Origin of the sequence: Shewanella woodyi ATCC 51908 (assembly GCF_000019525.1) — a bacterium.
GTDB lineage: Bacteria > Pseudomonadota > Gammaproteobacteria > Enterobacterales > Shewanellaceae > Shewanella > Shewanella woodyi.
Genome location: NC_010506.1, coordinates 4,065,588 through 4,082,322, shown reverse-complemented (window position 1 = coordinate 4,082,322; position 16,735 = coordinate 4,065,588). Strand labels below are relative to the sequence as shown.

Sequence of the window (16,735 nt, the reverse complement as noted above, 5' to 3'; positions counted from 1 at the left end):
GAGCGTAGAGCAACTATGCCCTTTACCCGCTTCCTTGTCTCAAAAGCGCTAAGTTCTCGCTGAGTGACTACATCTTTATACTAAACGGTATTATTTAACAATTTACGCCTGATAAATAGGGATTGAAGCTAAGGGGTGAACACTTTATAATCAACTTGGACCACCTTATGTAGTAAAAGCAATATGGACTTCTCAACAGATGAAGTAGCACTCTTTCAAGAGCTGTTCTCATCGACATCAACTGAGCTAGTTGGAGAAAGTAATAAAGTCCTGGATATTCAAACTCAAATACCCAGCTCTTTGGCTTCTATTCTCCATCAGTCAAGCTTGTCTCTCTTAGCTGAGGGGCAGGGGTATAAGCTGTGGATCCCGCTTAAGATTGAAAAAGATGAATTTGGTGGACTCAGACCAAACTTTGGTACGCCTGAAGTGATTGATATCAATGGTCATGAACGTAGCTGGCGTGTGAAACAGCCTGAAGATGTTACCTTAACTGACGAAACGAATAATCAACTGGGTGATATTCTCTCGCTCTCATCGACAGGCTTAACGCTGCGTATACAAGATCCTAAGGCTCTCAAGCAAGGAATTGATGGGAAAGTCCTGTATCTCAACCTTCCAGATCAGAAGCATGTTGAGTTACAACTTGAACCTGTGAGATCCGACAGGCATGTGTTTGCGGCTAGATTTGAGTGTTTGAATCATGATCAGGATGTGATCAGAGAGTTTCTGTTTTCCCTACACAAATCGAGGAACGAGGAGGTAAAGTAAGGGATAGCTTTCGGCTTAAAATTGAATCTAGTTTCGATGTTTTACTCACCACTTCAACGTTTTTAACTCCCTCTGAATAATATTTTGAAATATAACGCTAAATCTCCTGGGTTATCATTAGATAATTAGTTTTATACTTTGCTCTTCACTAGGTTTATCAATTCTATCTATTTGGTATTTGATGTAGATCAAGGTGCCTCTACGTCAGATGAGGTCTTATGAAGGTGATTAATATCACGTTAGCTATCTTTAGTTTCGGACTAGAACGACAAAAATAAGAGGTGTGCCTATGGAATTATTGCCAAATTGCTACACGGACCTTTGCATCAATGGTAAATGGTTCCACTATGATCATGGTGAGTTATCAGTGTTTATGCTCAATGGAGGGGATCCATTGACCTTTGAGCTAGTTTCATTGCCAAAAACTGAAGATGAGCTGGAGCAACATTTAACGGTTATCTCAGGCAATATGTAGATGATGTTTTGTTTTAGATACTAGATATGTCACTAATTTATTTATTAAATTAGTGACATTTTTATTTGGCAGGCGTTATACCAGTTGGTGTTAACCACAGCACTTTTTAAACTTATTGCCACTACCGCAAGGACAAGGCTCATTTCTGTTGGGCTTCTTATCGAATCGAGTGGTTTGAGGTTTATTTAATACACCATCTAGTTCAAGTGTATTCTCTTTTGCCTCTGGATTAATTTCAATATTAGCCGTTAGCTCGTGGCTGCTTAGTAGTGCCTCTATTTCGGCTTTTCGGGCTTCACTATTAACAACTAAGTTAAGAGGATTATCACTCGTACCAAGTTTTGAGGCGCGCTTAGTGTTGTAGCCAAAACTTTCATGTTTAGGCTTAGGGGTTTTACGCCCTTTAAAGAAAAATTTATCTGACATGGATTTCTGGACACCGCTAATTTAATTGATGAAGCTTATTTGGGAGTGCTTATACTACAAATACAGCGACAGATCCATTTAAAATGGAGAGGTCGGTATCGGTTTTGCGGGTTAGGTTTAGCTACGTATGTTCTGCTCAGCAGTGATCCACAATAGCAAGCCGAGGGAGAGGATGATGGTTGCACTGATGGCTATTATGTAGATAAAGCCTTTTTTACCCTGTTTAATTGGCACGCCATTGAAGTGTAAAAAGAGTGTCCAAAAAAGGCATAAGATAATAGGGAGTAGGAAAAACTTTGCCATATATTTGCCTTATTTTCTGCGCCAAGGTCTAAGTATAATACTAAATAACTTAATTTGAACAGTATATTAGGGTCTCTAGGAACAAATCAAGCCGCAGAAGCGGCTTGATTGTTGATGACTTATTTAAGTCAGACATTTGTGATCTTGCTAAGACACAGATTTAGATTGAGTAGTGGCTTGCTGCGACTCCTCAATAGTGTCGGCCTCTTGATCGTTATAAAACTGCTGCTCATCCAGTTGGCCTTCAGACTTTCCTATCACCACTGCCGTCATCATATCGCCAGTTACGTTAGTACTGGTACGGATCATATCTATGATGCGATCGATAGCAGCGATAAAGGCGATACCTTCAAGTGGTAAGCCGACAACACCTAAGGTTACCGATAGCATCACCATGGCGCTGCCTGGTACACCAGCAGTGCCAACGGATGCCACGGTTGCGGTAACGGCAATTAGCATGTAGTCGGTCATGTCCAGTGGAATACCATAGATTTGAGCGATAAATATGGCAGCAATAGCGGGATAGATACCACCACAGCCATCCATATTCATGGTTGCGCCTAAAGGCAGTACAAAAGCGCCATACTGCTTAGAGACGCCCATAGACTCAGTACAACGTGTGCTTGCAGGCAAAGTACCGAAGCTTGATGCGGTAGTAAAGGCAACCAGTTGAGCAGGCATCGCTTTACGGAAGAACTGCAAGGGGCTGAGTTTCGCGGCAAATTTTATTAGGCCACCATAAACAAAGATAATATGGATAAGTGCAGCGATGTAGATAGCGGCAATAAACTTACCTAAAGGGAGTAGAGTCGAAAGCCCATATTCACCCACGACCCAAGCCATCAAACCAAATACACCGATAGGGGTGAGCTGAAGTACCATGCGAGTGAGTTGGAACATCACCTCTGCACCTGCTTCGAATGCCTGTTTTAATGGAACGGCTTTCTCACCTACCTTGTTGATGGCTATGCCAACCAAAGCTGCAAAGACAATGATCTGCAATACCTTACCTTCTGCGAGCGAAGCAAACGGGTTAACTGGGATCATATCCAACAGCACCTGCGCAAACTCTGGAACATGACGTTCACGTACCTCAGTTGCTACTAGCTCCATCGAACCGCCCATATCGATAAGCGAGCCTACGGTTAACCCTATTAATGAGGCTAAGGTGCCTGTGAACATAAACATGGCTAAGGTTTTAAAGCTAAGTCGCTTTAGGCTCACTTGCGAACCGAGCGAGGTGATGCTGACCACGATGGCACAGAAGACGAGTGGGGCAACCAACATCTTAATTGCACTGATAAATAGATCGCCAAGGGGTTTGAGTACCGTTGCTGATTCGCCGAAAATAACACCTATGCTGGCACCTAAAATAAAGCCTGCTAAGACTTTCTGCCAAAAGGGGATCTGCTTAATGGTTTGCCACATTATGAATTTTCCAATTTTTATTATTTTACCTAAATGATATCAAACTGCCCGTTGAGATCATTGAGGTAATAAGTCAGTAAGTAATATTTTATATGCTCAATACAGGAGCAAAGAATTTAGGCCATTATCCGATGTTTTCATTGTATAGATAGCACTACTTGCAAAACAAACCAATTTCGTTATAACTTATTGTGATAATAGAGTTTGTTTTAATAACTTTAACGGTTAACAGGTGGTTAACATGAAATATATTTCACCGAATAAAAATAAAAAATTACGATTTTTCATTAGGTAAGCATTTATGACAACGCTATGGTTGATGTTCAGTGCCGCTTTTCTTGCTGCAACCCTGTTACCGGGAGGATCAGAAGTTTTACTTGTCGCTCTGTTAAATGAAAGTCGCTCTGAATGGCTATCTTTAGTGGTTGTTGCAACAATAGGCAATACTCTCGGTGCCATGACTAGCTTCTATTTAGGGCGTTTAGGTCGGTTTGCACGCAGTCCAGAGGCGATGACGCAGGGGAAATACCGTCACAGCGTAAACATGATTCAAAAATATGGTTATTGGGCACTGCTACTGTCTTGGGCACCGTTAATTGGTGATCTTTTATGTTTATTAGCAGGGTGGATGAAACTTCCATTGCTTAGATCGACTCTGATGATATTAATAGGTAAGTGCATTCGTTATCTCTTAGTGGCAGCTTTTGCACTTCAATGGTTATAAATACCGGGTAGAGACTCGGTTTATAAGGAGTTTTACAGTGAGAAGATGGATATTAGCCGTGGCTATCTCCGCCGCGTTGGCAGGATGTGCAAGTCAAGAGGCCGAGTCAAACCTACCTAAAGGTATCAGCCTGATTGAATCGGTTAGCCTAGCTGATTCAGAGGTAGGTATTGCCTATAAAAAATATCAACTTGCTAATGGCCTCACGGTTCTACTGCATCAAGATAGCTCAGATCCTTTAGTGCATGTAGATGTGACCTACCATGTGGGCTCGGCGAGAGAGCTCGAGGGCCGTTCAGGCTTTGCTCACCTTTTTGAACATATGATGTTTCAAGGTTCTCAGCATGTTGGTGATGAGCAGCACTTTAAAACAGTGACCGAAGCGGGCGGAAACCTTAACGGTACGACCAACACTGATAGAACCAACTATTTTGAAACTGTACCCAGTAATCAGTTGGAGAAGATGCTCTGGCTTGAATCAGATCGTATGGGCTTTTTCCTTCCTGCGTTAACGGAGGAAAAGTTTGAGGTTCAGCGTGAAACCGTCAAAAATGAACGTGCTCAGCGCATCGACAATCAGCCATATGGCCGTATGGGTGAGCAGTTTAATCAAGCTTTCTACCCCCAGGGACATCAATACTCTTGGCCTGTGATTGGTTGGCCTGAAGATCTGGAACGGGCGAGTTTAGCTGATGTTAAAAACTTCTTTAAACGTTGGTATGGACCTAATAACGCCACTTTAACCGTGGGTGGTGATTTTGATGAGTTGCAAACGTTAGCTTGGATAAATAAGTACTTTGGTGAGATCCCATCAGGGCCCGAAGTCACATCAGATACCAAGTCTTTAGTCACCTTAGATAAGACCCGTTATATCTCAATGGAAGACAAGGTGCACCTTCCTTTGATTCGAATTGGTTTCCCAACCGTTTATGCTCGCCATGAAGATGAAGCGGCGCTGGATCTGCTCTCTAACATTCTCGGAGGTGGCAAAACCTCTATCTTCTATAAAAACTTAGTTAAAGATGGTTATGCCGTTCAGGCGGGAGTGAGCCACCCTTGTCAGGAACTTGCCTGTCAGTTTTCTATGTACGCCTTGGCGAACCCTGCCAAAGGCGGGCAGCTAAAAGATCTTGAGCAGAAGATGAAGGAGTCCATTGAGGAGTTTGAAGCTCGCGGCGTGACAGATGAAGATCTGCAGAAGGTGAAGGTGCAATTTGAAGCCGGTACCATCTTCGGTCTGCAAAGTGTCTCTGGTAAGGTGTCGACACTGGCCTTTAATCAGACATTTTCGGGCAACCCGAATATGATAGCTTCAGACTTAGCTCGCTACGCCAATGTCACAAAAGCCGACGTGATGCGCGTCTTTAATACTTACATTAAAAATAAGCCTATGGTGGTGATAAGTGTGGTGCCTGAAGGGCAGAAGCAGTTGATTGCCCATGAAGATAATTTTACTCCACCTGTACTGACGGTATCAGATGCTGCAGTAGAAGAGCTAGATACACATCAACAGATCACCTCATCATTTGATCGAACGGTTATGCCTGCTGCGGGTGAAGCACCGATGCTTAAATCTCCAGAGCTATGGCGCGGCAAACTTGCTAATGGCATTGAGGTAATTGGCACCGAGAGTGAAGAGACGCCGACGGTTGAGCTAGTGATATATCTCAATGGTGGTCACAGGTTAGTGCCTGTTAGCAAAGCTGGGCTTGCAGGGTTAACCGCGGCCATGCTTAATGAGTCAAGTCAGAAGCATAGTGCAGAGGAGCTGGCGCAAGCATTGGAGATGTTAGGTAGCCGTGTGAGCTTTGGAGCCAGTGGTTATCAGAGCTACATTCAGATCTCGAGTTTAACCTCTCATCTAGATGAAACCTTGGCCATTGTCGAAGAGCGCCTGTTTCAGCCAGCCTTCAAAAGTGAAGATTTCAAGCGTCTTAAACAGCAGCAGCTCCAAAGTCTGCAGCATATGATGTCAGATCCTAACTATATAGCCGAAACCGCATTTGATGGTTTACTCTACGGCACCGAGAGCCCGCTAGGGGTTAGCAGTAATGGCACCTTAGAGACGGTATCAGGGTTAACCTTAGAGGATATAAAGGCTTTTTATCGTCAGCAATATACAGGCGGTAATGCACAAGTTGTCGCTGTGAGTAACCTTAATGAAAGTGAGGTGCTGGCCAAACTTAGTGGATTATCTCACTGGACTGGTGAGGCTTCGACTTTACCTGCATTAACAGATTTGCCAGAACTTAAAGGTGGAACGGTTTACATTTTGGATAAACCTGGCGCCGCTCAGTCGGTTATCAAGATAGGTAAGCAAGGGTTGCCATGGGATGCGACAGGAGAGTTCTTTAAATCGTACCTGATGAACTATCCCCTAGGCGGCGCTTTTAATAGTCGTATTAACCTTAACCTTCGTGAAGATAAAGGTTACACCTATGGTGCTCGAAGTTACTTCTCTGGTGGCATTGAGCTTGGTGTATTTGAAGCTAAAGCGAGTGTGAGAACCGATGTAACCGCTCCCTCTTTGGTTGAATTTGCTAAAGAGATTAACCGATATCAAGCTAACGGAATGACAGATAAAGAGCTGGCCTTTATGAAAGCCTCTATCTCTCAAGGTAAGGCGCTTGATTATGAGACTCCTTACCAAAAAGCTGGCTTTATGCGTCGTATCCAGCGTTACGGCCTTGATGCTAACTTTACCGATAAACAGACTGAGATCACTAAGAGTGTGACTAAGTCTGAGCTAAATCAACTAGCGAAAGAGCAGTTAAAGCTTGAGAAGATGATCCTTGTGATTGTGGGGGATAGGGCCAAGATTGAGGCGGATATTAAAGCACTTGGATATCCAGTTTCGATTTTAGAGTTGTAATTTGTAAGATAGCCCCATATATCTAAGGGGTTGTAGTATCTGGTTATCATAAACTGAAGAGTGAATGGCGATCAGATACTGCTTTACTTTATAGGTCGAATGAGAGTTAACTAGCGTGATGGAGCCTTGTTCATCATCTTACTAGTCCTGCCATCTTATATGAGGTGGTATTTTGAAAGTTAATGGGACTTAAGCTGGTCTGACACATATAGACAAAATGATGACGAAACTAGAGAAAAATATATTGAACTCTTTCAATGAAGTAATTGAGCATCTCTCGAACTCTGAGGGGCGTAATGCACTACAGGGAATGCAACGTGGTATTGAGCGTGAAGCATTGAGGATCAATGGCTCTGGAGAGCTTGCGACCGACCGTCATCCACAAGCGTTAGGCTCTGCGTTAACTCATTCGCGGATCACAACCGATTATAGTGAGTCACTGTTAGAGTTTATCACTCCTGTTTATAAGGATATCGATAACTTACTACAAGATCTGACTTACACTCATGCTTTTACAGTTCAAAATCTTGATAACCAAAGACTTTGGCCAGTAAGCATGCCCTGCTATGTTGGTGATGTAAAAGATATTCCAATCGCCAATTATGGGATCTCAAACCCAGGCATGATGAAGAGTTTGTATCGAAAAGGACTAACCTATCGATATGGTGCTCAGATGCAGATAATTTCCGGGGTACATTTTAACTTCTCTGTCTCAAATGAGCTTTGGAACAACTTGTATGCCTACTCAGGCAGCTCGCTCACGAAAAGTGATTTTATCTCGGAGTCCTATCTTGGCTTGATCCGTAACTATCGCCGTATGGTGTGGGTATTGCCCTATCTATTTGGCGCATCTCCAGCACTGTGTAGCTCCTTTATCAAACAGCAAGAGACAGATATACCGTTTGAGAAGATGGGCAAAGGTACCCTGTATCTTCCCTATGCGACCTCACTGCGTATGAGTGATCTTGGCTATACCAACAAGGAGCAGGAGCAGCTTAATATCAGCTATGACTCGCTGGATAAATACTTGGCGGGTATGAAAGTAGCCATAGGTAAGTCCTCGAAAAACTTTGAAGAGATTGGGGTGAAAGTTGATGGTGAGTATCGTCAGTTAAATGCCAATGTACTACAGATTGAGAACGAATTTTACTCACCTATTCGTGCTAAACGAGTCACAGAAAATGGTGAGAAGCCTTCAGAAGCGTTAGCAAGAGCGGGGATCGAATATATTGAAGTTAGAGCCTTGGATGTTAATCCATATAGCCCTATCGGTATTGAGGGATCCCAAGTAAGGTTTTTAGATCTATTTTTACTTCACTGCCTGTTAAATACAGCGCCTGCGAGTGATGCGGCTCAAGAGGCCGAGATCTCAAGTAACTTAAGCCGAGTGATTTTAGAGGGACGTAAGCCAGGATTAGAGCTGAGCAGAAACGGCGAATCAATCACGTTATCGGCATGGATGAATCAGCTATTTGATGATCTTGAGCGTTTATCTGTACTGCTTGACGATGGCAGTGATGGCGCTTACCACCAAGCCTTGATTCGATGGCGAGCGGCGGTAGATGATCCTGAACGTTCAATTTCTGGCTTAATTATGAAAGAGCTTAAATCGGCTCAAACAGATCATGGTTACTGGGTGAAGGCGTTGGCTGAAACCTACTTTAATACGTTAAATGAGTATCCATTGCCAGAAAGTGTTGAACAGCAATATCGACAAGCTGCTGCTGTATCGATAGAGAAGCAGAGAGTGATGGAGGTTGAAACCAACCAAAGCTTTGATGCTTTTCTTGCTGAGTATTTTGCTGAGCCCTCACCAGAGGTCAAGACTCAGGTTAGTAACGCCTGATGAGCTTATGGCGTAACCAGGTTTTACTGCTTTTAGGTGTGTGCATGCTCCTGTCTGCGTGTGCGTCTCAGCCTGATACGAGTCGATATTGTGGCACTGTGTCGGGCTATTCAGAGCCCGATCGTGAGCAAAATATCTATCGCGTAGTGGTGACCCACCTTAATGGCAAGCCAGTTATCTCAAAGCCTAACTATCAACTCTCTCCCGGAGTCTATGAGTTTACTCTGGCGGAGTTGATAGACTCTCCTACTTTAAAGGTGAAGCTGGCGGCGAGAACGCCTAAAGTCTTGTCTGTTAAGGTTGAAGCTAATCAGAGGTATCATATCGCGGCAAGGTTTAATACCGATAAAGTCTACCGTGGTAACAATACTGCTTTTTGGGAGCCAGAGGTATGGCTTACACAGGAGCACGAGTGTGAGCTACCTGAGATAAAATAATCCCGTTTTTATCTGGCCTGTAATTGCTTCTTTTTTCTATCAATGTGACACTATGGCTTTGATAATTTGGCCTTTCGGTATTTTCATTGATGAAACTCTTTACCCACATAATCGCGTTATTTATGGCTATCTTCTTGTCGGGCTGCGCGACCTCTCCTCCTAAAGAACCTGAGAACTTATGTTCTATCTATCAAGAGAATCGCGATTGGTATGAAGCGGCTAAAAACACGCGGGAGAAGTGGGGCGTACCTGTTCATATCCCTCTGGCCATGATGTATCAAGAGAGTTCTTTTAAGCATAATGCCGCGCCACCAATGGAGTATTTTCTTGGTTTTATCCCTATTGGTAGAGCAAGCGATGCTTATGGCTATGCCCAAGCTAAAACCATGACTTGGGATGACTATGTCAAAGAGACGGGGAACTCTTGGTCGAGTCGCAGTAACTTTGATGATGCCATGGATTTTATGGGATGGTTTATCTATAAAACCAATAAGATCAATGGTGTTTCTAAATGGGATGCCCGTAATCAATACCTCAACTACCATGAGGGCTGGGGCGGATATAAACGTAAGACCTATAACCAAAAGCCTTGGTTAATTAAGGTGGCTAAACGGGTTGATGATAGGGCAAAGCGTTATGCTGCCCAGTACCATACTTGTAAGGAAGATCTGGACTCCTCTTGGTTATGGCGTCTGTTCTTTGGTTGATTTAGTCAATATCGTTAATTGCTTGTAGCAGACTTTTGTGTGGCCAGTTATTGCATACATTCTTGTTTTTTTGTTATAAAAACATAGGCATAACTTTAGGCTCATCAATTGAGCGATAGATTTATGTTCAACTATAAAGTACCTGAAACTTTGAAAGGAATTCTAAAAACAGATGAAGTTAATCAAAATACTATCGTTACTCTTAATTGTCCTAACGATTGCTGTTGCATTTTTTCATAAACAAATTATTTCTGGCGTATTATTACCTCAATACATAGATTGGGCATATGAGATCGATAAGAAGGGAGTGGATACAGGTATTCCGCTTGGTGATAAGGAGTTATCACTGGCTTCTGATATAGGAATTAAGTCTCCAGAAAAAGTAAGAATTGTGTATGTTGATGAAGTTCCTTTCCCTTATGAAAACTTTGCATTAAAACTTTTTGGCGAAGCTGTTGGGTTTGTTGGCGAAGGAATCGTTAACAATGCTCAAGTTTTTGGTTATTCAATTTATGCTCGAAACGGCTATGAGTTGAATAGGCCAAAACTAGCTCATGAGTTGGTGCATGTGTTGCAAATTGAAAGGTCTAGTTTAGATGCAACCGTTACTCGATACTTCTCTGAACGTGCTCAGTATGACTATGAGGATGCTCCTTTGGAAGCTGAGGCATTTAAAGCAAATGAAAAGTACAGTGATGATTGGAAGTAGGAGTAAAAAAAAGCTGAGCGATACATCAATGGTATCAACTCAGCTTTTTATCTAGTTTGCGACTAACTTGTTTAACAGATTAGCTATTTAATAACCGCTCGGCTGTTAACCGCACGCCAGGGTAATCTTGCTCAGGTAACATATCAGCCAGTTGCAACAGTTTATTGCCTAATGCGCTGTTATCTTCAGCTGAAACATTAATATGTCCCATTTTTCGACCAGCCCGTTGAGTTTTGCCATACCAGTGGCTTTTAACATCATCAATAGTTAGCACTTGCGATGGAATTGCGCCTTGACCCAACACATTGATCATCACGCTTGGCTTTTGCGCTTGTGTGCAACCTAGTGGCAATCCGGCAACTGCGCGCAGGTGGTTTTCAAATTGACTGCAAGCAGTCCCTTGTTGTGTCCAGTGACCTGAATTATGCACTCGAGGGGCGATCTCATTAACCATCAAGGTGCCTGAAACCTCAAAAAACTCGATAGCCAATACACCAACATAATTCATAGAGAGCGAGAGCTTGTTAAAGGCATCGACGGCTTGCTGCTGGATTTTTTCATCCATCTCAATCGCTAGGGATAGAGTGAGTACGCCATTGGTATGTTGGTTTTCAGTGACGGGATAAATTTTTACATTACCCTCTTTATCACGGGCTCCAATCACAGAGACTTCACGATCAAATGGGATCATTTTTTCTGCAATAATGGTGTGGGGAAAACTCTCAGTTCCACTGGCAATAAATCCGGCCATCTCAGCCCAAATAGCGTCAACTTGATCTAATGACTTTAAACGCCACTGTCCTTTACCATCATAACCCGCTTGGCAAGTTTTTATCACAAGAGGTAAGTCGAGCTGGGACACGGCATCTAACAGGTGCTGTTTCTCAGTGATCAACTGATAGGGAGCTGATGGAACCCCGGTTTTATCGAGTAGATCTTTCTCAATACTGCGATCACCACCTGTTTTGATGGCAGCTTTACCTGGGTAGAACTTGCCACTTTGGCAGCACAGAGCTAAGACATCGTCAGGAATATGCTCAAACTCAGAGGTTATCACATCAACCATTGAGATAGCTTGCCCTAAGCTTTGCTCAAACACTTGATGGGTAAGTGGATGAATGATTTTTTGAGAGCCGACATCAAAAGCGCGCACATTCAAATCCAGTGGCGCCCCCTCTAAACTCATCATACGTGCTAGTTGTCCAGCACCTAAAACTAATATGTTCATATTAAATAGCAGGGTCCGGATTAAGAAGTACTGAGTCGGTTTGTGCCTGACGGAAAGCTTCTATTTTCGCAAAGATTTCAGGTTGCTGACAGCCTAGAATTTGCGCGGCTAATAAGCCTGCATTGGCAGCACCTGGATCGCCAATCGCCAAGGTACCTACCGCAACCCCTTTCGGCATTTGGCAAATAGAGAGTAGTGAGTCAATGCCGTTGAGGGCTTTAGATTTAACTGGCACGCCCAAAACTGGCAAGCTGGTGTGAGCAGCAACCATGCCTGGAAGGTGGGCAGCACCGCCAGCACCAGCAATAATGACTTTTATGCCACGTTCTGCAGCAGTTGAGGAGTATTCAGCGAGTAGCTGCGGGGTTCGATGTGCTGAAACCACACGAGTTTCATAGGCGATACCAAATGTATCTAACATTTGCGCCGCATGTTCCATGGTCGGCCAGTCAGATTTGGAACCCATAATGATACCAACTTTCATACATACTCCTTCGTAGGGTGAGCTTAAAAACACGACATAGGTGAAATTTGCGCATGATTATACACATACAAGCCTGTTAATCGAAGCTTTGCTGGCAAATTGCTCAGTTTGATTAAGTCTATGATAGCTTGATGATGCATTTAGTTAGAGGCTGAGATGAATGAAATGAGTTGAGGGCTTAATTGTTTATTAATAAAACACCAGCAAGTTTAAGTTTGCTGGCGTTTTGCACTGATTTTTTGCTGCAAATCATTTGTCTAATGGGGATGCTTTTCCAGAGCGTCACTCAGAGTTGGATAGAAGTGCAGTAAGCCATCTATGGGTTGTATTTTTGCCCTTGCTAAAGTTCGGATGGGCTGGAACTGCAGATCGGTGATCACCAGTTCGCTCTGCTTTGTCTTTAGATGTTCCAGTAACTTAGTTAATGACGCTAAGCCTCCTGCATCTAAAATAGAGACGCCGTCCATATAGATAACGATGGTTTGTCGCTCCTTTGCTAATAGGGTTATCTCAGAGAAGATAGAATCGGCAGCGGCAAAAAACAGCGGACCGTTGACTTTCAATACCGACCAGTGCTGTGGAATGTCCCGGTCGATATAACGCCTATTTTGGCTAATATCATAGAGCCTAGTCATCTCGGCAATCTCTTTCATAAATAGCAGGGCGGCCAATACTATTCCGACAGTGATCGCAATCACCATGTCGAAAATAACGGTCAGTGAGAAGCAGGTGAGGAAGACGATAATATCGCTCTTAGGCGCGGATTTTATCAGGTGTACAGCCTTAGGTGCCTCACTCATGTTCCAAGCGACAACGAGTAGCAGAGCCGCCATGGCTGGCATAGGAAGATAGGCGAGGATATTGGTTAACAGAAGCAGACCCAGTAGCAAAACAATGGAGTGGATCATGCCTGCTATCGGGCTCTGAGCGCCAGCTTTCACATTGGCTGCACTTCTTGCTATGGCTGCTGTTGCTGGGATGCCACCAAAGAAAGGGGCGATAATATTACCGATCCCCTGACCAAGAAGCTCACTATTGGCGCTGTGTCTTTTCCCTGTCATTCCATCGAGTACAACGGCACATAAAAGGGATTCAATCGCACCTAACATAGCGATTGCAAAGGCACTGGGAAGTAGAGCTTGTACCATGCTCCAACTAAAACCTAAGGCTTGATGATTGGCCCCATCTTGTAGCCAAGGTAACTCAAAACTTGGCATCAAAGGTGGGATCCCCATGCCGATGCTGCCATCGGCTAAGGTATAGCTAAAGCGTGTGCCTATGGTTTCAACTACAGTTCCATCTTGATTAAACCAGAGTGCGAGAAAACTGCCGATAATGATGGCGGGTAGATGTGCAGGGATCGGCGTTTTTAATTTAGGCCATAAGAGCATAACTGCAAATGTCGCTAAAGCGACGCTGGTGCTAGCACTCCCTATGGTGGGCATTGCATCTGCAAGCGCACCTAATTTGTCAATATAGTGCTCAGGCATCTCAGCCATGGTGAGCCCGAAGAAATCTTTAAGTTGCAGTGTCGCGATTACCACTCCGATCCCAGCAGTAAAGCCTAAAGTGACAGGTTCGGGGATATACTGAATAAGTCGCCCAAGCTTTAACAGCGACATGATGACTAAGATAACGCCAGACATCACCGTTGCCATCAGTAAACCTGCAAGACCGAACTCTTGGGCTATGGGGTAGAGCAGTACAACAAATGCAGCAGTTGGACCTGATATGCTGTATCGCGATCCACCAGTCAAAGAGATGATAAACCCGCCAATAATCGCGGTGTAAAGTCCATATTGGGGAGGTACACCACTGGCGATGGCAAGGGCCATCGCTAAAGGAATGGCGATAATCCCCACTGAGATCCCCGCAAGTAGGTCTTTCCCTAGGCGTTTGAGGTTGTATTTCTCCTTGATACAAGCTTCAGAAAAAGCATGACCCAAAGAGAGAGAGAATAGATGAGCTTTATGTGGCACGTTAATCAATCCCGAAAAGATGGAACGGTTTTCAGTCGGTGTTCAGGCACTGAACCTTGTTTTTACTTGTAGGTAAAACCGCTTACAGGGGGGCTTTGAGAGTGTGAAAAAAGCGCGTTTATTTGAGGCACGTGAATCGCTCCTGAGTAGAAAGAATTCTATATCAGTAGATATCAGCAAGTGAGTGGCAAAAGAGTCTGTTTGTCAGTATTGCGGGTATGAACTTGATTAGGTATTAGGCAAAAGTACCATATTTTCACTTTTTAAAATGTGATCTAAGTCGCTGGAGCTTAATACTTTATGAAGTGCTTCAAATGGTGATGATGACCTAACGATATAGATTGAATTATTTTTAACCCTTTTGGTTTCTCTCTGCGTTTATATACCCAATAGAATTGAAAGGAGAGCGAGATGAAGATTCAACCTCAAATTAGTGCTAGAGAAAAAGGATGTAGATTATCCAGAGTTTCAGCTTCACTGTTATTGAGCTCAAGTTTAGCGTTAGTGGCTTGTAGTGGGCAGCAAGCTATCGAGTCCAAAGAAGAGAAAGGGGCGAATGACAATAAGCAAAGTGAGCTCTCCACGGGGAAGTCTGAGTCCAATCCTATTGCGGGGAGTTCACCGAACCAGCAAAGTATCGATACCGCTTCAGGGATTGGAGGTACAGAGGTGCAGTCTGAGGCGAGCCAAGGTGAAGTGAGTGTGCGTGAGACCTACCGAGCTGCTAAGCAAGCCAGTGAACGCATGAAATCCATGAAGGTACATTCTCGTCCGGAGTCCTTTGCTCTGATGGGACTGCCCTCACGTCCAAGCCAAGATATTTATCTTCCAGAGCTGCAAAATCGCGACAAATTTGAGCGTCAAGTTGCCAATGGAATTATGGTTGCAGGGGAGATCCCGGTCTCTACCTTCTCAATCGATGTCGATACTGGCAGTTATTCGACCTTGAGACGCTCGATTAATCACGGAGTGCTGCCAGAGAGGGGCACTGTTCGTGTGGAGGAGTTGATTAACTATTTTGCTTATCAATACCCCGCACCAGATGCAGGAGAGCAGCCATTTAGTGTGAATACTGAACTTGCGCCATCACCATACAATCCCCATAAAATGTTGCTTAGGATTGGTCTTAAAGGCTTTGAAAAAGAGAAAGCGGATTTAGGGGCTAGTCAGTTAGTATTTCTGCTTGATGTGTCGGGCTCAATGTCATCACAAGATAAGCTGCCGCTATTGAAAAATGCTTTGAAGATGTTGAGTCAACAACTCGACGAGGGTGATCGTATCTCGATTGTGGTCTATGCCGGTGCATCTGGAGTCGTGCTTGATGGGGTCAAAGGTAACGATACCCTTGCCATCTCCCAGGCTCTGGATAAATTAAAAGCGGGGGGCTCGACCAATGGAGGCGCAGGGATTGAGCTTGCTTATCAACTAGCGCAGAAACATTTCATTGCTGGAGGGGTTAACCGAGTTATTTTGGCCACAGATGGTGATTTTAATGTGGGTGTATCGGATCAGCAGGCTCTGGAAGATATGATTGAGGAGAAGCGTAAACAAGGTATTGCCTTGACCACTTTAGGGTTTGGACAGGGAAACTATAATGATCATCTGATGGAGCAACTGGCTGATAAAGGTAATGGTCACTATGCCTATATCGACACCTTAAATGAGGCTCGTAAAGTGCTGGTGGATGAGATTAGCGCAACACTACTGACCATAGCTAAAGATGTGAAGGTGCAGATTGAGTTTAATCCAGCATTGGTATCTGAGTATCGCCTCATCGGTTATGAGAACCGAGCACTAAATCGTGAGGACTTTAATAATGACAAGGTCGATGCCGGCGAGATAGGTGCGGGGCACAGGGTGACAGCCTTGTATGAACTTAGTTTTGTGGACAGCCCAAATCAAGCTAACGATGTGCTTCGATATGGTTTGGATATCAAGACGGGCAAAGAGAAGTACAGCCGCGATGAGTTAGCTTATTTGAAACTCAGGTACAAACCTATAGGCCAAGAGAAGAGTAAGCTTATCAGTTATCCGGTTTTAACAAGCACAGCGATTAATGAGTTTGCCCAAGCCAGTGATGATTTTAGGTTTGCGGCCGCAGTGGCAGGCTTTGGTCAACTGATTAATCACAGCCACTATCTGCATGATATGGACTATGCCAAGGTAAGTGACATTGCTCAGGCTGCCATGGGAGAGGATAGTTTTGGTTATCGTCATGAATTTGTGCAACTCACTAAAACCGCAGGTTTATTGGCTTTACAAACTGAGCCCGAGCAAGTTGGAAGTGCAGTAGTAGACAAAGAGGGGCGAGCCGTGCACACTTTCCAGCATTAAGTTCCCTGAAGG

Annotated in this window: 15 protein-coding genes; 9 read left to right on the top strand and 6 right to left on the bottom strand. The window is 43.9% G+C overall.

What is annotated here, in order from left to right; translation table 11 throughout:
- Window positions 1-183 precede the first annotated feature (183 nt).
- Window positions 184-771: a PilZ domain-containing protein gene (locus SWOO_RS17145; RefSeq protein WP_012325938.1), complete on the top strand. Its 588-nt coding sequence runs from the start codon at window positions 184-186 to the stop codon at window positions 769-771.
- A gap of 289 nt (window positions 772-1,060) precedes the next feature.
- A complete protein-coding gene (locus tag SWOO_RS17140) occupies window positions 1,061-1,246 on the top strand; it encodes a hypothetical protein (RefSeq protein WP_012325937.1) in 186 nt (61 codons plus the stop codon).
- Between the two features lie 90 nt (window positions 1,247-1,336).
- Here the strand turns inward: SWOO_RS17140 and SWOO_RS17135 are convergent, their stop codons facing one another.
- The 3 genes from SWOO_RS17135 to SWOO_RS17125 form a co-directional block, all read right to left on the bottom strand.
- The gene (locus SWOO_RS17135) at window positions 1,337-1,672 is read right to left on the bottom strand and encodes a PBPRA1643 family SWIM/SEC-C metal-binding motif protein (RefSeq protein ID WP_012325936.1); all 336 of its coding nucleotides are present in this window, start codon (window positions 1,670-1,672) and stop codon (window positions 1,337-1,339) included.
- Window positions 1,673-1,789: 117 nt separating this feature from the next.
- Window positions 1,790-1,975, bottom strand: coding sequence for a hypothetical protein (locus tag SWOO_RS17130; RefSeq protein ID WP_012325935.1), 186 nt, complete (start codon window positions 1,973-1,975; stop codon window positions 1,790-1,792).
- A 147-nt stretch (window positions 1,976-2,122) separates the two neighbouring features.
- On the bottom strand, window positions 2,123-3,406 hold the full coding sequence (locus SWOO_RS17125) for a dicarboxylate/amino acid:cation symporter (protein WP_041417741.1): 1,284 nt from the start codon (window positions 3,404-3,406) through the stop codon (window positions 2,123-2,125).
- 298 nt (window positions 3,407-3,704) lie between these two features.
- Here SWOO_RS17125 and SWOO_RS17120 point away from each other — a divergent pair, with 298 nt between their 5' ends.
- From SWOO_RS17120 to SWOO_RS17095, 6 genes are all read left to right on the top strand, one after another.
- Window positions 3,705-4,127 carry a YqaA family protein gene (locus tag SWOO_RS17120; protein ID WP_012325933.1) on the top strand — a complete coding sequence of 141 codons (423 nt, stop codon included), beginning with the start codon at window positions 3,705-3,707 and terminating at the stop codon, window positions 4,125-4,127.
- 37 nt (window positions 4,128-4,164) lie between these two features.
- Complete coding sequence (locus tag SWOO_RS17115; RefSeq protein ID WP_012325932.1) at window positions 4,165-6,999, top strand: M16 family metallopeptidase; 2,835 nt, start codon at window positions 4,165-4,167, stop codon at window positions 6,997-6,999.
- Window positions 7,000-7,216: 217 nt separating this feature from the next.
- Window positions 7,217-8,845, top strand: coding sequence for a glutamate--cysteine ligase (gshA, locus tag SWOO_RS17110; protein WP_012325931.1), 1,629 nt, complete (start codon window positions 7,217-7,219; stop codon window positions 8,843-8,845).
- A complete protein-coding gene (locus SWOO_RS17105) occupies window positions 8,845-9,282 on the top strand; it encodes a hypothetical protein (protein WP_012325930.1) in 438 nt (145 codons plus the stop codon). Before gshA ends, SWOO_RS17105 begins: the two co-directional genes overlap by 1 nt.
- An 89-nt stretch (window positions 9,283-9,371) precedes the next feature.
- Window positions 9,372-9,989 (top strand): transglycosylase SLT domain-containing protein, encoded by a 618-nt coding sequence (locus tag SWOO_RS17100; RefSeq protein WP_012325929.1) that lies wholly within the window; start codon window positions 9,372-9,374, stop codon window positions 9,987-9,989.
- A 172-nt stretch (window positions 9,990-10,161) separates the two neighbouring features.
- Window positions 10,162-10,698, top strand: a complete 537-nt coding sequence (locus SWOO_RS17095) for a hypothetical protein (protein ID WP_012325928.1) — start codon at window positions 10,162-10,164, stop codon at window positions 10,696-10,698.
- 79 nt (window positions 10,699-10,777) lie between these two features.
- Here the strand turns inward: SWOO_RS17095 and SWOO_RS17090 are convergent, their stop codons facing one another.
- The 3 genes from SWOO_RS17090 to dauA all read right to left on the bottom strand — a co-directional run bounded on the left by SWOO_RS17090 (window position 10,778) and on the right by dauA (window position 14,389).
- On the bottom strand, window positions 10,778-11,926 hold the full coding sequence (locus SWOO_RS17090; RefSeq protein WP_012325927.1) for a 5-(carboxyamino)imidazole ribonucleotide synthase: 1,149 nt from the start codon (window positions 11,924-11,926) through the stop codon (window positions 10,778-10,780).
- Window position 11,927: 1 nt separating this feature from the next.
- The gene (gene purE / locus SWOO_RS17085) at window positions 11,928-12,410 is read right to left on the bottom strand and encodes a 5-(carboxyamino)imidazole ribonucleotide mutase (protein ID WP_012325926.1); all 483 of its coding nucleotides are present in this window, start codon (window positions 12,408-12,410) and stop codon (window positions 11,928-11,930) included.
- 257 nt (window positions 12,411-12,667) lie between these two features.
- Window positions 12,668-14,389, bottom strand: a complete 1,722-nt coding sequence (gene dauA / locus SWOO_RS17080) for a C4-dicarboxylic acid transporter DauA (RefSeq protein ID WP_012325925.1) — start codon at window positions 14,387-14,389, stop codon at window positions 12,668-12,670.
- A 411-nt stretch (window positions 14,390-14,800) separates the two neighbouring features.
- Between dauA and SWOO_RS17075 the strand changes: the two genes are divergently transcribed.
- Complete coding sequence (locus SWOO_RS17075) at window positions 14,801-16,723, top strand: vWA domain-containing protein (protein ID WP_012325924.1); 1,923 nt, start codon at window positions 14,801-14,803, stop codon at window positions 16,721-16,723.
- The last annotated feature ends 12 nt before the right edge of the window (window positions 16,724-16,735 follow it).